Consider the following 23,567-nt stretch of genomic DNA (forward strand, 5'->3'; position numbering starts at 1 on the left):
TAGACTGAAAGTGTTGATGGGAAGCAAAGTGGTAAGGGTATGTGGAAGCTGTGTCTTGAGTTATCTGAAGATAAGACCAAGGTGATAGCCCGTCTTCCGGGAGAAGTGGACCTCGGTGGTGAGCTAAATCAAAATGAATTAAACGAGCAGCTCGTCGCAATGAACGCTGAAAAGATGTTTGTTGTTGAGGGGGAAGTCGTGAGATTCATTAACTGCGCCAAAGAACGTAAAGCCGAGGCCTACGAAGGCATCGTCATTGCGGAAAAACGCAACGCGCAAGTTGAGGTTGAATTATCGAATAATGACATGCTCGCCAGTATGAACGTTGTCGGCGCGTACGGAGGCCGAGGTTTACGTGGCCCCGAGATTGTTCAAGCCCTTGCTCAAGCGCGAGTTTCGAAAGGCATCAACAAACTGGCTTTGAAGAAAGTGTTGGTTGTCAGCACTCAGCTCAAACCCGGCGAAACTTTTTCTCAACCTGTAGCGGTTGGTAAGCAACCTATCAAAGGCAAAGACGCTCTTTTTACTCCTCTTGTTAAAGACATCACCAAACGCATCCTCAAACCCAAAGACGGCCAATCTGCTAGCGACAAAATTGATTTACGTAACCTCGGTGAAACTATCGCGGTTGACGTAGGCGATGAGGTGATGCGCCGCACGCCTGCGACCAAAGGCACGCCTGGCTTTACTGTTCAAGGGCGAGTGATTCCTCCGCAAGCCGGAAAAGACAGCCCAATGAAGCCGGGCAAAGGCACTGAGATAAGCAAGCACGACCCAAACCTATTGATTGCATCGGTATCCGGTACGCCTCTAATTAAAGACAAAACCATTGAAGTTGATAACGCACTCTGTCTCAATAGCGTTGGCGTGAATACAGGTCACGTGAAATTCAAAGGGAATGTGATTATCGGTGGCAACATTGAATCCGGCATGATTGTTAAAGCGACGGGTTCTATTACTGTAGGCGGCTTCATTGAATCGGCTGACGTACAAGCGCAAGACGACATTCAAGTTGGTAAAGGGATCATTGGCCACACCGTGAGTGATGGCCAGCCAAAGAGTTGTCACGTCAAAGCCAAAGGTTCGATTCGTGCCAGCTACGCCCAATATTGTGATTTGCAAGCCGGCGAAGATATTGAGTTGGCGGTGCACAGCATGAATAACGATATTGTTTGTGGGCGCAATCTGACGGTGCTAGATGCGAACGGTAGGAACGGCACGCTTAGCGGCGGAGATGTAAAAGTCGGTGGCAAAGTGGTGTGCTTACAATTGGGCGTAGAAGGCGACACCGCCACTAAGGTAGAAGCGTTCGCACGCTATTCTGCATTTAAGGAGCGATTAGCAGAGCTCAAAGATCAATACAAATACGCTCAAGAAGGAACGATGGATGTGATTCGTAAAGAGCTCGAATTTAAGAAACGTCCTAAAGCCGAACGTACCGACGAAGAACAAGCTCAGATTGACGTGATGAAAACACAAAACAACGAGCAGCTTGAAGCGATAAAGCAAAAGCTAGAACAAACGGAACACGACTTTGAAGTCGCGTTAGAAGAAAATATTGTCGAAGCCAAAGAGCGTGTCTTCACTCGCGTGACGGTGCTGTTTGGCGACGAGCAGGTAACGACAAAGCGCACTCATGGCGGTTGTTCGTTCCGTTTCAATCAATACGAAATTAAAGTTTCGGCGAACTTGGAAGAAGAGGACGTCGCTGCGGTTTAAGCTTTCTTACTCACTGAGCCCACACGTCGCAACAAGATGTGTGGGCTTTTTTTATCTACAAATCGACAATGTGCTCTTGATAGTAGTCCGCAAGCGCACCGACTTGGCTGCTACACATTACTTTCATTGCTTGTTTAATGTGTTCTATTGGCCAGTTCCACCATTGGATATTGAGTAGAGTTTCAATCTCTTTATCGCTAAATCGTTGACGTACGACTTGGTTGTTTCCAACCACCACAGAATAAGGTTGCACGTCTTTCGTCACTACGGCGCGTGCTCCGATGACGGCTCCATCGCCGATGTTTACTCCGGGCATGATCATCGCCTCACTGCCAATCCAAACATCATTCCCCACCACTGTATCTCCGGCACGCTCGAAACCGTCTTGTACGCCTTCTCCAAATTCTTCAGGAGAGAAGGGGAAGGTCGAAATCCAGTCAATGCGATGACCTTGGTTTCCTGCCATCATGAAGGTGGCTCCAGAAGCGATGGAACAAAACTTGCCAATGATTAATTTGTCGATGCTATCGGGTTCTCTACTTTGCCATTCTTGAAGTGTGACGGGGTCACCCAACAAGTAGCGTACCGCTTGCTCTTCGAAGCTTTTTTGATGATAGAAGCCCGAGTAATAGCTGTAATCGCCAACGATGATATTGGGATTAGTGATGTGATCTTTAACGACTTGACCTTTTAACCACGTGTCGAAAACACTCATAACTCATCCTTTCAAATTTAGGTTGTACAGAGTTTAGAGGCTTTCTATTATTTCCAGTAGTTTGATTTTAGAGATTCAGAATTACTGTATGGAAATAAAATGGCTCAGCTACGTACCACTTTACGTCGCTTTGTGTGAGGAACGGAGTATTGCTGGTGCAGCAAAGCGACTGAATTGTTCGAATGCGCATGTAAGTCGGCAACTTAAACAGCTTGAAGACATATTGTCGATGCAGCTTATTCAGCGAACTACGCGCCAGTTTAATTTGACCTACGATGGTTTGCGGTTTTATCAGCAGGTAAAGCAACTTCTCGAAGGCGCTGAGCAGATCAATGAGCAAGTCATGGCAAACGAGATCGTATCGGGAAAATTGAGAATAGCGGCGTCCGCTTCTTTCGGAGCTGCGTTACTCAGCCAAACATTGATCGAGTTTCGATTGCAACATCCACAAGTGAGCGTCGAAGTGATCTTCACAGAGACACCTCTCGACTTGATTGAGGCTGGGTTTGATATCGCATTCTACTTTACCGATACTCCCCCAGAGGGATACGTCGGCCATCAGCTACGCACTTTACACTGTAAACCGATCGCTCATCGCTCGTATTTAGCTGATAAACCAAATGTAAGTACGCCAGAGGATCTTGGTGACTTAGAGCACATCCTTTATAAAAGTCGTGACTTGGTGTTAGACAAGTGGACGTTTACGCATAAGCAAACTCAACAGCAGTGCAGCATTGAGTTAGAAAGTACGCTGAGTTTTAATCTTGTCCAGTCCATGTTGGATGCTACTTTGACTGGCTGTGGTGTAGCCATGTTAGATGAATTTGCACTGGCTAAACTCGACCCTGCACAAAAAGAACAACTCGTGAGTTTGCTGCCAGAATGGCAAACGGATGCGATTTTGCCGCTTTATCTGCTTTACCCAAAACGTGAGCACTTACCAAGAAGAACGCGAGCGTTCATTGATCACTTTAGGAACATATATTCTGTCGGAGAATAGCGACAACAAACTTAGCAACAATTGAGGAAGCAAAGGAATGCGAAAACACTGTATTGCGATTGGCGGTGGGGGCTGGATGATGGGAGAGAATCCGAGCCCGCTCGATCAATACATTTTGTCTTTGTCTGGTAAGGAGAATCCAAACATTTGTTTTCTACCTACAGCCACGGGAGATGCCGATGAAGTGATTGAACGTTTTTACGATGCGAAGCTTAGTGAAAACGTGACCCATTTTCCGCTGTTTAAGTTTGAAGCTGGTTGGAAAGAAACGCTATTTGAACAAGACATCATTTACGTCGGTGGCGGTAATACGCGTTCGATGTTGGCCATTTGGCGCGAATGGGGAATCGATAGAATACTCAAGCAGTGTTATGAACAAGGCATCATCATTTGTGGCATGAGCGCAGGTGCAATTTGTTGGTTTGAGTTTGCGGTGACAGACAGTGATCCCGAAGCATACCAAGTTATGCGTTGTCTTGGATTTATTGACGGTTTGGCTGCGGCACATTTTTCTCATGTAGGTGAGAAGTTCGAGGTTTTCCAAGCCTTTGCTCGTTCTCAACCGAGCATCACTTGTTATGGCATTCACGATTATGCGGCATTGCACTTTGTCGATGGAAAATTGTTAGCTACTGTCACCAGCTTTCCTGATGCCGGTGTGTTGGTTAAAACAGGTAACGAAGAAAACATATTGCGAGGGTGAGCTTCTTCAAATCAGCATTAAAGGCAATAACTACTGACCGGACACAGAAGAAGCTCATGGATTCAGCTAACTTACATTAGGTATCGTGCTTACAGCTCGTAACGTAGACCTAAGTGGTAGTAGCTTTCGTCTGCGTGCGCACCGCCAAACGAGACTTCTTGTCCATTGCTGTAGCCACGCGAGCCGTTACGATCAACGTAGTTTGTGTAGATAGAAGAACGAGGCGTCAGTTTGTATTGCACTTCTAGCGTTGTATCTTTCAGCTCTAGCTCGTCACCATCACTGTTTTCTAAAGAACGATAACCAGCACGCATTACCCATTTGTCATTTACACTGTAAACCGCCGTTAGTTCCATCACTTTGTCGGTACTGGTTTGTGAGTAATAGCCCTCTAGTTCATCTTCCGAGTACAACGCACCCAACATCAAATCACCTAGGTAGTAACGCGTACCTGCACCCCAGAATGTGTAATCGGTGTCGTTGCTTTCACGTGCATCACCTTTATTCTTCTGCATCGCTATCACTGGTGCCAAGGTACCCAAATTCCCCATGTCTAGCGTATAACGCAGTGCAGCGTTGTAACCGTATTCGAGCTCAGAAGTGTTGTTTCCTAAAATGTACGCGACAGAAAAATCGACATTACCTAGGCTGTTTTGGTATTGCAGCGTGCCATCTTGACGGAAAACTTGCGTTGCGGTTTTGTCGACTTTATTCGCTTGGCGCGCCATAGAAACATCGGAAGAGGCGAACACATCACCAATGTCGGTAAACATAATCAACCCAGATGCCACGCGACCACCAGTAATGCGACCATAATCTTTCGCATCAATACCCGCCCATACATAACGTGCGGTCAGAGACGGTTTGTCGTTTACTTGGTTTGCGTATTCAGCGGCACCCACTTGGTATTGCGCTTGGCCGATGATCGACGCGTACTCGTTGATGGTTTGTGAACCGTTTAAACCAATACGGCCATCAAACTCGCCATTTGCATCGCCGTGCTCATCATTTTTACTGGTGACATTGAAACCAAGACGAGAGTAAATATTTAAAACTGACCCATCTTCCGCTTGATACAGCTGCGCTGCCATTGCGTTTGATGCCATCAATGTTGGGAGAAGTAGAGTCAAAATGTGCTTTTTCATGATTAACGACCTTTCATTTCTATTGTTTTAGGTACGACAAAGCCTCTTCCGAGTAACGGAATAAGAAAAATTGTCGTGAAGTAGAGAGAGGGTGCGCCCTTGTTTGCCAAGGGCGCGAGCTAGTCCATTCCTATAGGGGAAGAATGATTTAGCTTAAATCGACGTCTTTGCAGCCAAAGAAGTAAGTCGCGAGGAAGCCGACGATGTAAGAGATAAGCAGGCCGGCAACAAACACCATCATGCCCGGGAAGATGCCATTTTCAGATGTCATGAGAGGAATCGCCACGATACCGGACGGGCCAAACACCGTATTAAGACCAACTGGCAAGCCAAGGTAAGAAACTAAACCGATAAAGAAGCCGCCTGCAGCACCACCAATACAAGCGGTAACGAATGGTTTTACGCGTGGTAATGTCACGCCGTAAATCAATGGTTCGCCAATGCCTAGAAGACCCGGAATAATGGCGCCTTTAACTTGAGTGCGTAGTAGAGCGTCTTTTTTGGCTTTGAAATACAGCGCCATTGACGCGCCAACCTGACCGCCACCAGCCATCGCCAAGATAGGAAACAGCGAGTTAAAACCCTGTGCTTCCATCAATGCGAAGTACACTGGAACAAAACCCTGGTGGATGCCAAATACCACAGAAATTAAGAACAAACCTGCCAAGATTGCAGCGCCTAATGGGTTATCGTTTAAGTTGAGGAACAACCAAGACATCCCTTTAAACAGCTCGCCGCCGATCGGCATGATGATCAAGAAGGTTACCGCACCCATGATCAATAGAGTAATAACGGACGTTAAGATCATGTCCAGATCATCAGGCATGTATTGACGGACTTTACGCTCGACTTGCGCACCGATGATCGCCGCCAAAAGTACGCCGATAATGTTGCCGCGCGGATCAATCGCAAAGCCGAAAAACTCGTTCATGCCAGAGTAAATGCCGGATGTAGCCTCTGGGTTGTAACCCAGCACAAACAAAGAGGCGAGAATGGCACCATTAACACCAGAGCCGCCAAACGCTTGCTGCGCGTTGTAACCAATCAGAATACTTAAGAAAGCAAACAGACCCTTACCAAAGACTTTCATGTAGGCGATCAAATCCAACATAAACTGGCTTGGTGTCTGGTCAAGAACAAACATCTGCTCCAATAACGTCGCAAAACCTAGCAACAAACCAGCGGCAATAAAGCCTGGGATCAACGGCGTAAAGATAGTGGCAAACTTGCTTAAAAAACGCTGAACCGCACTGGTTTGCTTACTCTTCATCTGTTTTTTCTGCTCGGCTGCGACGGCAGAAAGATCTTGTTGCGGCATATCTGCTTCTTCACTGTCACCAGAGGTTAAGCTGTCGATCAATTGATTCATCATCTCAGCCGCTTGTTGAGCTTTTCCGGGACCGAGAATGATCTGAAACTGCTCATCGCTTTCCACCACACCCATTACGCCGGGAATTTGCTTGATAACTGATTGATCAGCCAAGCCATTGTTGGCGAGCGATAAACGCAAACGCGTCATACAGTTACCACATTTGCTTACGTTGTTACTGCCACCCACTGCGGACAGCAACTGCGATACTGTGTTTGAAGTTATTTTTGCCATAGGGTCTATCCTTCAGAACTCGGATTATTTAGTTATTATTTAGTGCTGCGCGAATAAAGCCGTTGTGCGCGGCGAGGCGTGATTTGGCTTGTTCGGCATCCAAATCGGCCAAAATCATTAAGATGGCGGTTTTGCAGTGGCGACCGCAGGCCTTTAATGCTCGCTCTGCTTCTTCTTTTGATGCGCCGGTTGCTTCCACAACAATGTTGGTTTGGCGTTGGATGAGCTTGGCGTTAGTGGCTTCTACATCCACCATTAAGTTGCCAAATACCTTACCGCTACGAATCATTGCGCCTGTCGTGAGCATGTTTAGCACCAGTTTTTGTGCGGTGCCGGCTTTCATGCGAGAAGATCCAGTGACAACCTCTGCGCCAACTATCGGCAGAATCGCGATGTCGGCCGCTTCTGCCATGGCACATTCTGGATTACAGGCGATAGATGCGGTCGTAGATCCGATGGATTTAGCGTAGTCCAAACCACCTAGTACATAAGGTGTACGGCCACTCGCTGCAATGCCTACAACCACGTCATGTTTGGTGAGGTGAAGCGCTTTTAAGTCGTCTTGACCCATTTTCGCGTTGTCTTCTGCGTTTTCTACCGCTTTCAAAATCGCTTGGTGTCCACCAGCAATTAAGCCAATCACCATATCTGGATGCGTGCCGTAGGTAGGAGGACACTCGCTCGCATCAAGAATTCCTAAGCGGCCTGATGTGCCAGCTCCCATGTAAACCAAACGGCCACCATTGGCGAACGCTGCAGTAATTGCATCAACCGTCTTTGCAATTTGTGGTAGCACTGCTTTGACCGCGAGCGCGACTTTTTGATCCTCTTCATTAATGACTTGCAGCATCTCGATGGTCGAAAGCGTATCAATCTCTGCACTGGCTGGATTACGGCTTTCTGTCACCAATCGGCTTAAATCAATTTTCATGTTTTACACTCTTCGTAATGTTCAATCTGAGGGCGATTCTATGGAATAAAATATTCTGTTTTGGTGATAAAAATCACACTTGAGGTTATTCTTTGTGCAGGAGAAATTTGGAATAATGAGAGAAAATATACGTCCATTACATCCGATATAAACTGGCTTGGTTAGAATAATCATGGAGTTAAATCAAACTCCAATTATTTTTGTTTTGGAATAATTTATTTAAATTTTTTGAGGTTTTTGTTGTGTCAGTTATCAATAAGATAGTCGCGAGGCGTACTCAGCTTTCGCAAAGTGGTCGTTTGGTCGGCGATTGGATTGTTGAAAACGCAGAAAAGGCGGCGCTGCTCACTAGCCAAGAACTTGCGGCGCAAGTAAAAGTGAGTCAATCGAGCATTGTGAAATTTACTCAGCGTATCGGCTTTAAAGGTTACAGCGAGTTTAAATTAGCTCTGAATGAAGAGATTGGCCGTAAGCATGCGATGCAGTCGACACCGCTGCACAGTGATATTTTGGCTGACGACCCCATTGCGGTTATTTCACAGAAACTGGTGAAAGCGAAAACCGACGCTATGTTTCAAACCACCAATACGCTGTCTTACGAAGCGTGTCACCAAGCGGTGAAATGGTTGAGTGAAGCGCGTCGAGTGCAAGTGGTCGGGATTGGGGGCTCTGCACTGACCGCGAAGGATTTAAGCTTTAAGCTGCTTAAACTTGGTATTACGGCGCTTTCTGAACAAGACAGCCACGTGCAGATTGCTGTTGCCCGCACGCTCTCTCCAGAAGATGTTCAGATCGCAATCTCGTTTTCGGGTGAGCGCAAAGAAATTCTCGTTGCGGCAGAAGCGGCAAAAGAGCAGGGCGCGAAGGTGATTGCGTTATCTGCGCCTGGAAGAAGTCGCTTGCGCGGTATTGCCGATATTACGTTTGATACGATTGCCAATGAAACGGAACATCGCAGCTCATCCATTGCTTCGCGTACCGCGCAAAACGTGATCACCGATTTGCTGTTTATCATCTTGGTTCAACAAAGAGACGACAGTGCCCGTCAGTTGATCAGCGATATCAGTACCGACATCAAACAGATCCTCACATGATCGCTTGTTCAACAGTGGACTAAAGATCCGGATCGTGCCTCAGTAAAGCAATAAAAGCGGATAGATGCTTTTCAATGGTGAGATCGGCAGAAATTGCCGGTAACTCCAACGTGATGCAAGGTAAATCACGTTCACTACACCAAGTGCCGAATGAGCCGGGTGTTTCGTAGTCGACATCGTCCACGATTGGCAGCTGAAACTGCTCGCCGAGCCATTTGGCAAGGTCGGAATGTTTGGGATCATCCACAAACGCAAGCGGTTCATGAAACGACACCACAAACTTTGGCTTGCGCAGTTCAATCAAGTTAATTAATGCGCTAACTTCAGGCTCTAGTTGGTTTTTAGTGCCAGTTTTTACCTGTACGTCTCGAACGGGTGTGTGAGAGCTCCATCGATACACTGTGCCATGCTCAGTCCAATTTTGGGTTGGAAACGCGCGATTGAGATCCACTTGGTTTGCATTTGCGCGTGTGCCTAGCTGGTTGCCGTCAGGATTCATTGACAGAATCACATCATGTCGTAAGTTTTCAGCAGGCAAGCTTCTTAGCGCGCAGGACAAACCTGCAATCGAGGCTGTCTCATCCCCGTGAGTGCCTGCCAAAATCAAACCTCGTGAAGCACTTTCGACTTGAGCCGGAAAATACAGTAATGGCGCACCAAGCACGGATTGACCGTATGATGTTGGCCGAATTAAAAATACCGCTCTTTCCGTTCTTGGAATTAGACTCACCGTAATCTCCTGATTGATGAAGTAGTATCAATATCTAAGCTAATTACACCTAGCTAAACTGAACCGTTTAAACTCGTCAACGGTTGAAATGTTAATTGTGGCACTTGCTTCACAAGACGCGTTAGGAGAACGAAAAAAGATATGGATTTTAAAAAACATTCAACGGCGTTGCTGATTTCCTCTTTATTCACCCCTTTTCTTGCTACATCAGTTGCTGCGGAGACCTTACCTAAAGGCATTCAACTTGCCGCAGAACAGCATTTAGTACGTGCGAATGACGCAGAGGCGGCGACGCTTGACCCAGCGAAAGCCGAAGGTCTACCAGAAATGCATGTGATTCGTGACTTATTTGAAGGGCTTGTGATTCAAGATCGTGACGGAAACATCATTCCCGGTGTGGCAGAATCATGGGAAACCAACGACAACCAAACCTTTACTTTTCACTTTCGCAAAGACGCGAAATGGTCGAATGGCGAGCCTGTGACGGCGGATGATTTTGTCTATTCACTGCGCCGAGCGGTAGATCCGAAAACCGCTTCTCCAAATGTTTGGTATCTCAAACTCACCAAGATCAAAAACATCACCGATGTAGCAGAGGGCAAAAAGCCTTTGGACGATCTCGGTATCAAGGCAGTGGATAAATACACCCTACGTTTTGAGTTGGACAGTCAAGTGCCGTACTTTGTTGCTATGACTGGGCACACGTCCATGATGCCAGTGCATCAAGCGACAGTGGAAAACCGCGACAAGCCGTGGAGCGATCCAGACCAATTTGTTAGCAACGGTGCATTCACATTGGATAAGTGGGTCGTGAATGAGCGCATTGAACTGGTTAAGAGTCCAAGTTACTGGGACAGCGCAGATACGCATCTAAACAGAGTGACTTACATTCCGTTTGAAAACCAAAACGCGTCGATCAATCGTTATGCGGCAGGAGAGTTGGATATCACGTCCGATGTGCCGACTCATATGGCGCAGAAGCTTAAACAAGATTACAAGCAGGCTTACACGGTGGTGCCATTACTGTGCACGTATTACTTCGCGTTCAATACCACTCGTCCGCCATTTGATGATGCGCGAGTGCGTCAAGCGGTGTCGTACTCCATCATGCGCGATGTGATTACGAATGGTGTCACGCAAGTGGGCAACCTTCCTGCTTATACTTTTGCGCATCAGTACACCGCAGGGTTTGATGCGACGCCGCCTGAATACAGTAAGTGGAGTCAGCAACAACGTGACGAGAAAGCGCGTCAGTTGTTAAAAGAAGCGGGTTACAGCCAAGACAAGCCGCTCGATTTTAAATTGTTGTACAACACCAGTGAGGCAAACAAATCGATCGCGGTTGCGATAGCGTCGATGCTACAAAAAAATCTCGGTGCAAACGTGGAGTTAGAAAACCAAGAGTGGAAGTCATACTTAGTGGCGCGTAAACAAGGCAATTTCGATGTGATGCGCGCTTCCTGGTGTGGTGATTACAATGAAGCGTCTACTTTCCTGAGCTTACTTCGCTCAGGTTCCTCGGGTAACTTTGCACGTTACAGCAGTGAAGCGTACGACAACGCGATGAACAGTGCATTGGCCGCAACCAATGAGAAAGCGCGCCAAGGTTTCTATGATCAAGCCGAGCAATTGTTGGCGGCGGATATGCCAATCGCACCGATTTACTACTACATGCAAGCGCGTTTGGTTCGTCCTACGGTTGGCGGTTTTGCCAAGAACAACGTAGAAGGTCGTATCTACTCGAAAGACCTCTACATCAAGAAGTAGCGCTCAAAACAAGCGATAAATATGAAGCCCCGAAGATGTATCTTACGGGGCTTCTTTTTATTGTTAGCGAGTGGAGAGCTTGTTCACGAGCATAGCGACTCGTTTGCCAAGATACTCCGCTGTTGCAACATCAGAAGCATGCAACTGACCACCTTCACCACCTTGTGCAACAATACCACCTTGTACACCATAACGATTCAGGTTTTGCTCCCCAGAATTGCTGATCTTATCCAACCCGACCCACATCATGCCGTGTTGGTTAGCGAGCGTTTGTAGATATTGTAATGTGCAAGATTGGTCGCCATTCATTGCCCCACCACTGGTAAAGCCAGCCGCGATTTTGCTCGCCCATTTTTGGTAATACCAAGATTCACTGCTTGCATCTGCAAATGCTTTAAACTGCGCTGCTACACCGCCCATATAGGTCGGTGAGCCAAAGATAATCGCATCACACTCAGCAAGTTCATCCATTAGTTTAGGGTTCACAAAACGTCCCTCAATAATCTCACTGCCTTCAATTCGGTGAGAGAGGATTTCACATTCATCTTGCTGCTTAATGCCTTGTTGTTCAACGCCTGCGGCAATCGCGCGAGCAAGCTGACCAGTAACGTCGGTTTTAGAGAAATAAATAATCGCAATTTTGGACACAATGGTTCCTTTTTTCATTGTTGATTTTTAATCGTGCGACTAAGGCTAAAACCTCAATCTAAGTTGAGGTCAAGAAGAGATTTGAGATAGATAAAGTACGAATTGGCATCTAAAGAGCTTTCTTATAGGGTAAGTCGACGGCATAACTACAGTGAATGCAACGACGATGAATGTCGTGTATAAAAGCGTTAAAGGAAGATCTTAAAGATGTAGAAAACTCTCTTGGAAACAATGATAAAGGTACTGATGCTAGTGATGATTAATAGGCGGAAAAATAGATTAAAATATGTAAACTCAGACCTGATCCAAGGCGGGAAAAGTACATTTCATCGTTTCTTAAGGCGAGGGATTATTATCATTATGGTAGGAGGCCTTTCTACAGCCTCTTCCACGGTATTTGCACACTTTATAGCGGGGGTGTTTGATGTGGATATGAATGTTCATCCAGAGAGCTTAGAAGAAAAAGTGCATGCACTACTTTTTGTTTCGGTCAGTCTTGTTTTTTACCTCTTTTATGCCCTTATCTCGCTAAATATTAGTGGGTGGCTCATAATGAAGCTAAAAATATAAGCCTAACTAAAACCATGTCCTTGTATTTTAAGGAAGATGGAACTAGTGACGATTTTTTCTTTGCTTGCACCATCTCTATTTTTTGTATTTATTTAAGGTTCGTAAATAAGAAGCTTCCTTTGGTTAAAGTGGCGCTTTTGGTTTCGGCGATGTGTCATGTTTTTATCATGAAAGAATACAGTGGTGACCTTCAGCTTATACGTTTTGTCTCTTCACTGTTTTTCGCCATTAACTTTGGGTTATTTCTTTCTGCGAGTATAAATCCGAGATTTTACTTTACTTGGCTCTGGCTTGTTTTTCGCCAGCTTTAGCACTGCTTTTTGCAAAATCTGGTTGTTTGGGTAAGTGATTAAGTTTCCGTTGTCGTGCTTAATTAACACGTGAAACATACTGATTTCTTGAATCTCACCGCAGATGTCTTCATCTTTATCTACGACTTTAATTCGGTCACCCACTCGGTATGGGAAGACAAAAAAGATCAAAAAGCTGGCAGTGATGTTGCTCAGAATTGACCACTGCGCGATAAACGCCACACCTAATACGGCAAAAATGGACGATAGGAACAAAGACACATCGCCATAGCCAATACCTGTGATAATGGCAAAAATAGAGGCGGTCAAAAATAGCAGCGCGACATTGAAACAGCGCTGAATAAAACTCAAACGAGCCTTTTTTACACCTTTCGTTGTTGCCAAATTTAGGATGGCTCGATTTACAACCCTCTTCAGGATGCGATACGCGATCAGGACAAAAATGCCCATCAATAGTTTGTAACCGAGGGAGCCCGTAGTGAAATACTGGCTCACTTGCTCTAATTGGATCCAATCATTCATTTCTTCATCTCGACGATATCTAGAAAGCGGCTTTTATAGCTGATTTTTTGCTGTAAGTAATCACAATTTTTCTTTACACCATTTGTCTCTGTGTTGAGGTTCCACAGAGTGCTATATAAGTTAATCAAAGACTTAGTGAGTATTACAAACTCTTTGGCTTCATTACTTATATTCAATCAAAGCTGACGTGATTTTGAAGAGAGCAATCTTTGAGCTGTATCCCATATCCGACATTCTATGACGCTAGTTCCCTATAAACGAGCTGAATATGACTTTTGTCCTGATAACCTAAGGTGTATTAATTGAAATAGCTTTTAGGGCGTTGAAAAATGGAAGAAGATGAAAAGGCGATTATGATTTTATTCGTGATTGTTGGCCTTGTACTCGTTTGGGTCGCGCTTGAAGAACTTAATTATCTCGGGCTCCCAATAAAATAAGCCCCGTTAAACACAAGTTAAACGGGGCCCTTGTCTTTTATCAATGTGAATTCAGGCTAGCTAACCGCACGCACTTTGCCTTGTTTCAAATCGTTCAGCACTTGCGCTTTAGGACCATCTGCGATGATGCTGCCTTTTTCCATCACAATTACGCGATCAACGATGTCGAGCATAGACGTTTTATGCGTAATCAGAATCAGCGTTTCACTAGGTTTCAACTGTGCTAATTGATGCTTAATGTGCATCTCTGAGCGGTTATCCATCGCACTGGTTGGTTCATCCATGAGTAGAACAGGAGGACGACCCAAAAATGCACGAGCGATCGTGACTGCTTGACGTTGACCACCCGAAAGCATTGCACCACCTTCACCAACTTGGCGTTCTAAGCCCGCTGGGTCAGATTGCGTAAACGCAGTAACACCGGCACGATTCGCTGCGTCTAGTACGTCACGGTCATCGGTTAATGGGCGACCTAGCGTAATGTTGTCGCGGATAGAACCAAAGAACAGATTCGAATCTTGCGGCACACAACCAATATTACGGCGAATGTCGACATGATGCAGCTGTGCGATGTCGGTATCATCAATGCGAACATGACCTTCCGTCGGCTGATACAAGCCCATGATGAGACGTTCTAACGTGGTTTTACCCGAACCGATACGGCCTATGATCGCTACTTTTTCGCCTGGGTTAATGGTCAAGCTCAAATCTCGAATCGACGCCACCGGTGAATCTGGGTAGTGGAAGGTCACGCGTTCAAGTTCAATTTTGCCTTGTACTATTGGACGGTGAATGTAACGTTTACCTTCTTCTTGTTCATCCGGCATCTCCATGACTTGATTGATAATTGTCATAGAAGACTTCGCTTGGTTGTAGCGCGTAGAGAGTAAGGATAACTGAACCAAAGGACCAATCGCGCGGCCGCTAAGCATGGTTGCGGCAATCAAACCACCCATGGTTAAGTCGCCTTCTGCAATCAAGTAAACGCCTAGGATGATCATCCCTACGTTACTACTTTGCTGCACAAAACCCGCCGCGTTTTGAATGCTATCCGTAATTCGTCGGCTTTTTATATTCCAGTTCGCCATGTGCGCAACTGCCTCTTCCCAGCGGTATTGGAATTGGCTTTGCGCACTGAGCATTTTTACGGTTTCTAACCCAGCCAAGCTCTCTATCAAATTGGCATATTTTTGCGATGCTAGGCGTGAACCCTCCTCAATGGAGCGGCGCAGCGGCCCTTGTATCAGTAGCGAGTGAATAATCAAAATGACCACGCCCACCATCGGTACATACACAAGATCGCCAGCCATTAGCCATATAATCACTAAGAACAGAATGGCAAAAGGCAAATCAATGAGAGCACTGACGGTCGCTGAAGTAAAAAACTCTCGAATAGATTCGAATTCTTGTAAATGGCGAGCGAAGGCACCGACCGAAGGCGGCTTCGATTCCATTCTAATCCCCATCACTTTGCTGAACAGTTTGGATGAAATCAGAATGTCAGACTTCTTGCCCGCCACATCAATGAAGTAATTTCTCAGCGACTTGAGAATGAAGTCGAACAGGAACACGACAAAGATGCCACTTGCTAGTACCCATAGGGTTTCAAACGCAAGATTCGGAACCACTTTGTCGTACACCAAGCGAGTGAATAGCGGAGCGGCAACCGCAAAGAGGTTGATGAGAAGTGATGCGATTAAAACATCACGGTAGATGCGTTTTGACTGCCACAAGGTGGACCAGAACCAGTGGCCTTCGTTGGTTTTGAGCACTTCGGGAGAGCGCTCATCGAAACGGAATTGCTTTTTAACTAAAAAGTACCGACCAGTGTATTGCTCAAGTAGGTCTTCTAATGGAATAGAGATCGGCACCATTCCACTTTCTAGGGTGGTGACTTCGGCCTCGCGTTTCTCCATATTGATGCTGTTGAGAACGCAAGAGTCACCGCCTTTAAGAACTAAGATTGCCGGCAGAATTAGGCTGGAGATGCTCTCCAGCTCTGCGCGGTTTTCCTTGGCAACCAATCCGGCCCTTTCCGCTGCTCTTGGTAGCAAAAATGGGGTCAGTTTACCGTCAGATAGCGGTAGTCCGTTGACTAGCGCTTCTGGCGAGTTAGCTAACCCATAGTAACGGCTAACGTAGATGAGCGAATTCAGTAAAGGGTCTTTCATCGTTGATAAACCTTTTTATTCCTTGTCGACGATGAATCCTTGGAATACCTCAACAAAATGTTCAGTGAGGAAATCCAACTGGATTTGAGTTTCGATACGCGATGCGATAGTCGTAATACCAAGGTTGTGGGCAGTACGAGAGATCGACGTTAGCGTGAATTTCTGTTTTTCGTCGTGCAAGTTGTGTGTGAATAGGTAATCGAGCTTCACATAGTTCGGGCGGAACTCTTGGATGTATTCCAAAGATTGGAAGTTACGTCCGTAGTTATCTACGCCGAACTCAGCACCTGATTGGCGAATGGCATTACATAACAGTGCTGTGTGGTGAGGCTGATCGATAAAGCATTCCTCTGGAATTTCAAAATGTAGCTTAGAGGCTACTTTGGCGTGTTTCTCTAGCATGCTCGTTGTCCAGCGAATAAACGATGGTTGAGACAAGCTGCTTTGCGCGATGTTAATCGCGACTGGGTCATTAAGTTCACCATTTTCTAGCATCTTAATCATTGATTCAATGACATACTGGTCAAAGATGTTGGTGGCGTCTAACTGTTCTAGTGCGAATAGGTATTGATTCGCACGATACGTTTCACCATCTTTTTCGATGCTTGAAAATACTTCGTTGTGGAATACTTTACCCCATGTGTTTTTCGCAGCTTGGAAACGGAATTTAACCCAATCACTATGAATGGCTTCTTCAACCAACGCTTTCCATTGCTGTTTACCCATCAAACTAGAAGGTGTATCACTGCCAATGAAGCCGTATGGCTTGTCTGGTTGCGCTTTGGCTTTCGATAGTGCGTTGTCCACCATCGAGAGGATTTCAGAGCGCGTTTTCTGATCTTTGCTGTGTGCAACCCCTAGTGACGCTTTAGGTTTTGCTAAGCCTGTTGGGTCAGTATTTAGGCCGTTAACACAATTGACGATGCTGTCCGATAAAATGCGTAACTCGCTCTCATCCATATGAGGGAAAAGCAAGCCGAACTCATCACTAGACAAGCGAGCAATAGTGGCACCCGGTACATCAATGGTGTTTTTCAAACGTTGAGACAGTTCTTTAACGTGGGCATCTGCGCGTTGGTAATCTTTGGTCTCGTAAATGTCCCCAATGTATTCAGCATGGAGTAGCGCGATACCCCCTTGCGTTTGCTCTGCAAGCCATTGGTCGATTTGGTTGATGTAGAATGAGCGGTTACCCAATTTAGATATAGGATCGAGGTAAGCCTGAGCACGCAGACGTTGCGCCTCTTTGGCTTGCTCTTTGAATGATAGCTCGATTTGAGCAGACATCATGTTAATGCCATCTACCACCGCGATAAGATCTTTGGTTCTTGGACGAGCAAGCGGTTCACCAAATTGGTTATTCGCGATTTCATGCATTTTATTTACGATGGCCGTTAATGGTTTTAGCGAGCGACGTAGGATGTATGAAATTGCCACTAAACCAGCTAGAAAAATGACACTGAATACAGACAGCAAGCCAATAAAACCTTGCCAGAGCTGCTCGTAAGCTGCGCCTGGGTGGCTAATGATTTCTACTTCGGCGAGCTGCATCCAACCACTGGTCACAACACGCTTATCGTGAATCGCTTTAAATAGATTCATGTCGATAAACCATTGTGGCACCGTACTTGGTTTAACTGGGTAAGTACGCACGATCTGGTAGTCAGAATCTAATGCTGTAAGACGAACAACTGAGTAGGTGCTGCCGTCAAATAGAGCATTAATCACGGACTCAACCGCGACTTTATCTTTGTCCTTTAGGTAAGGAGCCAATGCCAAACCTACGGTGTTAATAGTGTTGTTGACCTCTGAACGTTGCTGTTGCTCCAAGCTGTCTCGAGTCGTGTTGAATTGGATTACGAATACTGATGCCAACAAGAGTATAAAGACCGTAACCATCCCCACCACAAGCTTCTTATATAGGGTCATGTTTCTCACTCGTCATAGTTAATTTTAGGTTTATTTAACTGCAACTTACGTTCGCGCGAGCGTAAGTCATTCCAAAGGCTCAACCGTGATGCTTTCCCTGCCAGCTCTCCAGTGCTAGCAGATGACTTCATCAACCACAGGTTTGTACCATTAAAACTGTATATCGGTAGCAAGTCGCTACGCTTAGAGGCTCGGACAATGTCAGGATTGATATTATCGAGAATGAGCGGCTCAGAACTTGGGGTAGGGTAGTAAGCTAATACCATGTGAAACTGATTCAGTTCGATGGCTTTTACGTATATTAACCGCATCTTTGAATCTGGTATTCCTAGCTCGAGTAAAGAGAAGTACTTAGCAATAGTGAAATCTTCACAGTCTCCTGCGTTACTCCCTAAAAATTCGAGTGGCGTAGCCCAATAATCTGTCTTTCCCCACAGTTTTATGTCGTCAACGAAATACAGCTGATTAAAAAAGTCGTTAACGCCAGCGAGCTGTTCATGAGTCTCTAATTGTTTAAATAAGTCGAGGTTCTTTCGCCATGTATTTACGCGCAATCCCGCACGTTCGCCGTACACCGCTGTGACCGTATTGACCCATCGTTGTTCTTTACTGTTCAGCGCACCAAGTTGGAACGACAAACAACTTAAGCTGATTAATAATGTAACTTTACGCTGCAAATTGGATCGCATATTCGACTCGTATCACAAGTATACTCTTCTAGAGAGTTCGTCAGTGAGAAATAAGTGCTTTTTATTTAATCACTTATCGCTCAATACTCCCTATCGCGAGTATCTTAATGTGGTTTACTCCTTCAAGGCGTTCGTTTTGGCACTTAAAATCGGTTTAAGTAGATATTCCAAAACGGTTCGCTTCCCTGTGATGATATCGACCGATGCTGTCATTCCTGGAATGATTGGTAAATCTGCATCTTGACCAAAGTTTGTTTTTTCGGTGCGTACACGAACAATGTAGAAGCTGTTGCCTTCTTCATCTTGAGTGGTATCCGCGCTGATATGTTCCAACTCTCCCTCTAAACCGCCGTACTTTGTGAAGTCGTAAGCTGTAAATTTCACGATAGCATGAAGATCTGGGCGTAAAAATGCGATGTCTTTTGGCGCAATTTTCGCCTCTACCAATAGTGTGTCTTCTGTTGGTACGATCTCGACGATATCCATACCAGGTTGGATAACACCACCGACAGTATTGATGTTCAGTGTTTTGATTTTGCCTGTTACTGGCGAATTCACAACCGTTCGGTTTACTCTATCTTCCAAGCCCACCGCTGATTCAACCAAAGCAGATAACTGGTCTTGGGCGCTGTTGAGTTTCTCTTGCTGTTCAGAGCGGAATTTGAGTGCAACATCAATACGGTTGAGCATGGATTCTCGAATCGCTGATTGCAATACGGGAATCTTGAGCTCACTGGACGTCATTTCACGACGGGTATCGTTGACTTGGCGCTGTAATTTGAGCAGTTCAATACGAGGAACAACGCCCTCGTCTGCCAAAGGTTTGGTGATATCGAGTTCTTTTTTCGCGTATTGGTAGCTTTGACGCAAGTTCCTTACTCGCGCTTGGATCTCTACCAAGTCCTGCTGCTTTTGCTGCACTTGTTGGTCAATAACAGAAAGTTGGTTGCGCAAATTATCTAGATCTTCGCGATATTCTGCTTTTTGACGCTGTGTGAGTTGAGGTCGAGTCTCTTCCAAGGTTGGTGGGAAGGTCAGTTTACCGTAATCAAGTAGTACACTTTGACGCCAGTTTTCCGTTTCAAAATCACGATTAACGGCAACACTGTTAATAGAAGCGGATAGTTGCAGCACAGATGCGGTAAGGTTGGCAACTTGTTGCTCACGTTCACGAAAATCTGAGCGAAAGCGGGTGTCGTCGATAAGCAGTAACTGTTGGCCTTTTTCAACCAACTGGCCTTCTTTGACCAAGATTTCTTTGACTAAGCCACCTTCTAAGTTTTGGACTACTTGTATCTGTGAGGAGGGAATCACTTTGCCTTGACCAACCGTGACTTTGTCGATTTCAGCCCAAGATGCCCAACCTATTGCTGCAATGAAAAATAGCACCATAACCCAGAGCATAAAACGCGCGCTGTTGGGGGTATTGAGGAGCAATGCTGCAGTTTTGTCATCAACAAAATCCAACTCTTCATCGTTGAGTTTGTTGTAGTTATCTCGGCTCATCACAGTCCCTGCTTATATAATTACGGATTATCTTTTTGATCTTATTATTATTAACCGATCATGTCAGCATGCTCGGCTAATAAAATATGAGAAGAGGGTTATTCTCTCTTCAAATGAGCTTTCTTACACTTTCTAAATCAAACAAAAGCATAATTAGCGCCGGAGTATAGCTATTACGCCTTGAACTTGGCTTTATCCAACTGATGTTTTTTTAGTTTGTCGTACAAGGTTTTGCGTGATACCTGTAATTCTAGTTGAACCTCTTTGAGTCTGCCGCGATGTCTTTGCAATGCATCGAATAACAAGCAATATTCAAAGTATTCTGTGCGCTGAGTCATACTCTGAATTTCAAGACTTTTCTCACTGTTCCAATCTTCCATTCTAAAAGTATCTGGCTTGAGGGCACGAAGTTCAGCAAATTGGCGTAGCTGCTTAACGTTTTCTGGCCATTCGAGACTGGTGAGGTGTTTGACCTCTTCTAGGCTGATATGTGGCGGCTGTAACTGATATCGACTCGCTGTGTGGCGCACAAAGTGCTTGTATAAAGGCCCTATATCTTCCTTTCTTTCATCGAGCGTCGGTAAGTGAATTAGAGTCGCCAGGGATTTTAGAGGTGGCTCGGCTTGGGTGGTCGCGCCAAAAACACGCTCAAGTTTTGGGTGCTTGAATAAGTATTCCCATTGCTCAAATGATACATGCTCTGCGCTATGTAAGTACAAACTACAGTGGCGTTTTCCTTCACTTAAGCGGTGTATGGCTTTGTCGAGCGCTTCTAATGAAAGCTCATAGAGGTCTTCACCAGAAGCGGCGATTAGCTCACTATCCGGTGTTGCATGTATGTCGTGGGCAAATTGTGCAGCGAGTCGCCGACCCGTACCATCTTGACCTACAAAAATGAGCGGCTGGCTTGTGGGCGCACTGATCAAGGCGCGACGAATGCTCACCATGGCCTTACTGTGACCAATCATTTTCGGACCAACATGAGTTTGCATGTCGAGCTCTTTCTTAAGCCAGATGTTTTCTTGCAACAAGTTCAGTTTATCGCTGGCATTGTTGAGCGATTTCATGAGCTGTTCCGTTGAAAACGGTTTTTCTAGAAAGTCGTACGCGCCGCTTTTCATCGCATCTACCGCGGTTTTCACATCTCCATGTCCAGTAAGTACGATGAATTGAAAGTGATCGTTTTTGCTTCGCAAAGTTCGCATAAACTCCAAGCCATCCATCACGGGCATATGGATATCGGTAATGATAATCGCAGGCGTATTTGAGTCGATTACGCGTAAGGCTTCTACTGCGTTTGGTAAGCAGGTGACGTCTATCCCTTCAATCAGCAGGGCTTGAGACACGGCATCACGAATGTGTGGTTCGTCATCAACAAAGAAAACTGAGTTATTCATGGTCGTTTTCCACTTCTGGAGTACGTTTATTCTGATTGACTATTGGTAGCGTCACGATAAAGGTCATGCCTCCTGCTTGTTGTTCTGTGTTCTGATGTTTATAGGCACAGAGGGAGCCGTGATAGCTCTCTAAAATGCGTTTGGAGATGGTCAAACCTAATCCTAAGCCCTCTGGCTTAGTCGTAAAAAATGGATCAAAGACTTTTGCTAGGGCTTCGTCCGACATGCCAGGCCCGTTATCGGAAACAAGAATGTCGCAACTGTCATCATGACACTGAACAGCAATGGATATTTGCGGATCGATACAGTGGTTTTCCATCGCTTGTGCGGCGTTGTGGAAGAGGTTTATCAGCACTTGTTCTAATTCAACGCTGTGAATGGCCAGCTTCACATCATAGTCGATGGCCGGAACTTTTAGTGTTACTCCTTGCTTAATAAGCTTGTTGCTCAAAATGCTGGTGGCAGTATGTACCGCGTCGTGCAGTACTGAGATTTCATTGTGTGAATCGTGCGTGGCTTTCCGAGTAAAGACTTTTAAGCGGGCAATGACTTCCGAAATGGTGTCATTGAGTGTCAGCATTTTGCCCAAATTGTCAGCGACCATTGGGTATTTTTCCATTGCCAACAAACGCTGCGAGTTTTCGGTATAGGTTCTTAGTGCGGAAAGTGGCTGATTTATCTCATGATTAATACTGGCTGATAGCTCGCCCAACAGTGCCAATTTCGCGGCTTGCGTCAGTTCTTGTTGTGTTTGTTTAAGCTCTTGTTGGCTTTGCTCATATTGGCGGATGGTCTGTTGTAGTTTTTGGTTGGCTTCACTTAGCACTAGTGTCCGTTGCACTACTTTTTCTTCTAGGCTCACATTGAGATGGGCAAGGCGTGCTTTGTTAACTAGGGTTTGGAACCACGCTAACGCAATTAGAGCAATGAGCGCATATAAGATCAGGAAGACGATATCGGCCTGTAAAACGGCGGCAAGAACGCTGTTGTGGTTAATTAAGGCAACGACGCGAAACCCTTTATCCAATAAGTGTGTTGCGTATGCGAGGTAATTCGGTGATAGAAGCAATTGATTGTCATCAAACTCCGTGACACCAGTGTGTGCCGTTAACTCACCAAAATATTCGGGTAAGGTATCGCCATATTGACGCGTTTCGGTAAGTTCATTTATTGCACTCGATGACAGTGGGAAAAGTGCACGATAGCGCCAGTCTGGTAAATTGCTCATAAACACGACATTGTGTTTATCTGTAATGAGTACGTCAGTCGTGGTTTGCGAAAGGCGCTGTTCTAATTGCTCCAAGTTCACTTTTACTGTAATCACGCCAACGACTTCCTCATTTACCCACAGCGGAGATGAGAAGAAGTACCCACGTTTATTCGAGCGCACGCCTAATCCAACATATTGAGCGGGCTCACCGCGTCGCGCATTTTTAAAATAGGGGCGATAGCTAAAGCTAGAGCCAACAAACGTATCTTCTTGCTGAAAGTTACTTGAGGCTATGACTAACCCGGTGCGGTCATGAACGTAAATCGTATCGGCCAAACTTTGCTTCAACCAATCTGATAACAGTAGGTTGAGCTCTTGAGAGGGCGTTCCGCGCTCTACTGCTTTGAGTAGTCTTGGGTCGTGACTTAATAGGTTTGGTATCTGTTCAAACTTTGCCAGTTCGTAGTCCACTTCTTGTGACACTTGCGCGGCTTGTCTCTCTAGCTTTTGTTGCCATTGATCATGTTGGTATTGAGTTGCGTAATGATGAGTAAGCGCAAGCCCTGAAATGCCGCCGGCACACAGTAGCAGTAAAAAATGACGTAGGGCTTTGGGGTTGAGTAAGTTCACGATCGGCTCACTGGTTTTTTGTGTCATGGTATCAAATGACGCACTGTGATGCTGTGAGCGGCAACGATAACAAGCACAATGATGTCCTTGTATTTCCTCAGTATCGGGAGCACAATCGACAAAAACGAGTGAAGGAGTAA

The 23,567-nt window shown here is 45.6% G+C and carries 19 protein-coding genes; 6 read left to right on the top strand and 13 right to left on the bottom strand.

What is annotated here, in order from left to right:
• Nucleotides 1-39: 39 nt before the first annotated feature.
• Nucleotides 40-1,719: a DUF342 domain-containing protein gene (locus R8N28_RS21885; protein ID WP_065275565.1), complete on the top strand. Its 1,680-nt coding sequence runs from the start codon at nt 40-42 to the stop codon at nt 1,717-1,719.
• 55 nt (nt 1,720-1,774) lie between these two features.
• On the opposite strand, the gene catC is transcribed toward R8N28_RS21885, so the two are convergent.
• On the bottom strand, nt 1,775-2,434 hold the full coding sequence (catC, locus tag R8N28_RS21890; protein WP_065275564.1) for a type C chloramphenicol O-acetyltransferase: 660 nt from the start codon (nt 2,432-2,434) through the stop codon (nt 1,775-1,777).
• Between the two features lie 88 nt (nt 2,435-2,522).
• On the opposite strand from catC, the gene R8N28_RS21895 reads away from it, so the two are divergent.
• Both R8N28_RS21895 and R8N28_RS21900 read left to right on the top strand, forming a co-directional pair.
• Nucleotides 2,523-3,434 (top strand): LysR family transcriptional regulator, encoded by a 912-nt coding sequence (locus R8N28_RS21895; RefSeq protein WP_065275563.1) that lies wholly within the window; start codon nt 2,523-2,525, stop codon nt 3,432-3,434.
• A gap of 37 nt (nt 3,435-3,471) precedes the next feature.
• Nucleotides 3,472-4,137 carry a peptidase E gene (locus R8N28_RS21900; protein WP_054575283.1) on the top strand — a complete coding sequence of 222 codons (666 nt, stop codon included), beginning with the start codon at nt 3,472-3,474 and terminating at the stop codon, nt 4,135-4,137.
• 89 nt (nt 4,138-4,226) lie between these two features.
• On the opposite strand, the gene R8N28_RS21905 is transcribed toward R8N28_RS21900, so the two are convergent.
• From R8N28_RS21905 to murQ, 3 genes are all read right to left on the bottom strand, one after another.
• Nucleotides 4,227-5,282 (bottom strand): porin, encoded by a 1,056-nt coding sequence (locus tag R8N28_RS21905; protein WP_065275562.1) that lies wholly within the window; start codon nt 5,280-5,282, stop codon nt 4,227-4,229.
• A gap of 148 nt (nt 5,283-5,430) precedes the next feature.
• Nucleotides 5,431-6,885 (bottom strand): PTS N-acetylmuramic acid transporter subunit IIBC, encoded by a 1,455-nt coding sequence (murP, locus tag R8N28_RS21910; protein WP_062730872.1) that lies wholly within the window; start codon nt 6,883-6,885, stop codon nt 5,431-5,433.
• Nucleotides 6,886-6,913: 28 nt separating this feature from the next.
• Nucleotides 6,914-7,816 carry an N-acetylmuramic acid 6-phosphate etherase gene (murQ, locus tag R8N28_RS21915; protein ID WP_065275561.1) on the bottom strand — a complete coding sequence of 301 codons (903 nt, stop codon included), beginning with the start codon at nt 7,814-7,816 and terminating at the stop codon, nt 6,914-6,916.
• Between the two features lie 242 nt (nt 7,817-8,058).
• On the opposite strand from murQ, the gene R8N28_RS21920 reads away from it, so the two are divergent.
• The gene (locus R8N28_RS21920) at nt 8,059-8,910 is read left to right on the top strand and encodes a MurR/RpiR family transcriptional regulator (protein ID WP_033907250.1); all 852 of its coding nucleotides are present in this window, start codon (nt 8,059-8,061) and stop codon (nt 8,908-8,910) included.
• A gap of 19 nt (nt 8,911-8,929) precedes the next feature.
• Here R8N28_RS21920 and mpaA read toward each other — a convergent pair whose 3' ends face one another.
• Entirely contained in the window at nt 8,930-9,640 is a 711-nt protein-coding gene (gene mpaA / locus R8N28_RS21925) for a murein tripeptide amidase MpaA (protein WP_065275560.1), read from the bottom strand.
• Between the two features lie 141 nt (nt 9,641-9,781).
• Here mpaA and R8N28_RS21930 point away from each other — a divergent pair, with 141 nt between their 5' ends.
• Complete coding sequence (locus tag R8N28_RS21930) at nt 9,782-11,407, top strand: ABC transporter substrate-binding protein (protein WP_065275559.1); 1,626 nt, start codon at nt 9,782-9,784, stop codon at nt 11,405-11,407.
• Between the two features lie 63 nt (nt 11,408-11,470).
• Here R8N28_RS21930 and R8N28_RS21935 read toward each other — a convergent pair whose 3' ends face one another.
• Nucleotides 11,471-12,055 carry a flavodoxin family protein gene (locus R8N28_RS21935; RefSeq protein WP_017821885.1) on the bottom strand — a complete coding sequence of 195 codons (585 nt, stop codon included), beginning with the start codon at nt 12,053-12,055 and terminating at the stop codon, nt 11,471-11,473.
• 231 nt (nt 12,056-12,286) lie between these two features.
• Between R8N28_RS21935 and R8N28_RS21940 the strand changes: the two genes are divergently transcribed.
• A complete protein-coding gene (locus tag R8N28_RS21940) occupies nt 12,287-12,625 on the top strand; it encodes a hypothetical protein (protein ID WP_031780834.1) in 339 nt (112 codons plus the stop codon).
• A gap of 239 nt (nt 12,626-12,864) precedes the next feature.
• Here R8N28_RS21940 and R8N28_RS21945 read toward each other — a convergent pair whose 3' ends face one another.
• From R8N28_RS21945 to R8N28_RS21975, 7 genes are all read right to left on the bottom strand, one after another.
• The gene (locus R8N28_RS21945; RefSeq protein ID WP_065275558.1) at nt 12,865-13,458 is read right to left on the bottom strand and encodes a mechanosensitive ion channel family protein; all 594 of its coding nucleotides are present in this window, start codon (nt 13,456-13,458) and stop codon (nt 12,865-12,867) included.
• Nucleotides 13,459-13,951: 493 nt separating this feature from the next.
• The gene (locus tag R8N28_RS21950; protein WP_005374556.1) at nt 13,952-16,066 is read right to left on the bottom strand and encodes a type I secretion system permease/ATPase; all 2,115 of its coding nucleotides are present in this window, start codon (nt 16,064-16,066) and stop codon (nt 13,952-13,954) included.
• Nucleotides 16,067-16,081: 15 nt separating this feature from the next.
• Nucleotides 16,082-17,995, bottom strand: coding sequence for an EAL domain-containing protein (locus R8N28_RS21955; protein WP_005374560.1), 1,914 nt, complete (start codon nt 17,993-17,995; stop codon nt 16,082-16,084).
• A 5-nt stretch (nt 17,996-18,000) separates the two neighbouring features.
• Complete coding sequence (locus R8N28_RS21960) at nt 18,001-18,684, bottom strand: transglutaminase-like cysteine peptidase (protein WP_005374561.1); 684 nt, start codon at nt 18,682-18,684, stop codon at nt 18,001-18,003.
• Nucleotides 18,685-18,798: 114 nt separating this feature from the next.
• Nucleotides 18,799-20,190 (bottom strand): HlyD family type I secretion periplasmic adaptor subunit, encoded by a 1,392-nt coding sequence (locus R8N28_RS21965; RefSeq protein ID WP_005374562.1) that lies wholly within the window; start codon nt 20,188-20,190, stop codon nt 18,799-18,801.
• A gap of 173 nt (nt 20,191-20,363) precedes the next feature.
• Nucleotides 20,364-21,587: a sigma-54-dependent transcriptional regulator gene (locus tag R8N28_RS21970; protein ID WP_005374563.1), complete on the bottom strand. Its 1,224-nt coding sequence runs from the start codon at nt 21,585-21,587 to the stop codon at nt 20,364-20,366.
• Nucleotides 21,580-23,454: a sensor histidine kinase gene (locus R8N28_RS21975; protein WP_065275557.1), complete on the bottom strand. Its 1,875-nt coding sequence runs from the start codon at nt 23,452-23,454 to the stop codon at nt 21,580-21,582. The genes R8N28_RS21970 and R8N28_RS21975 overlap by 8 nt, the downstream gene beginning before the upstream one ends.
• Between the last annotated feature and the right edge of the window lie 113 nt (nt 23,455-23,567).

Source organism: Vibrio sp. Vb1554, from assembly GCF_033344235.1.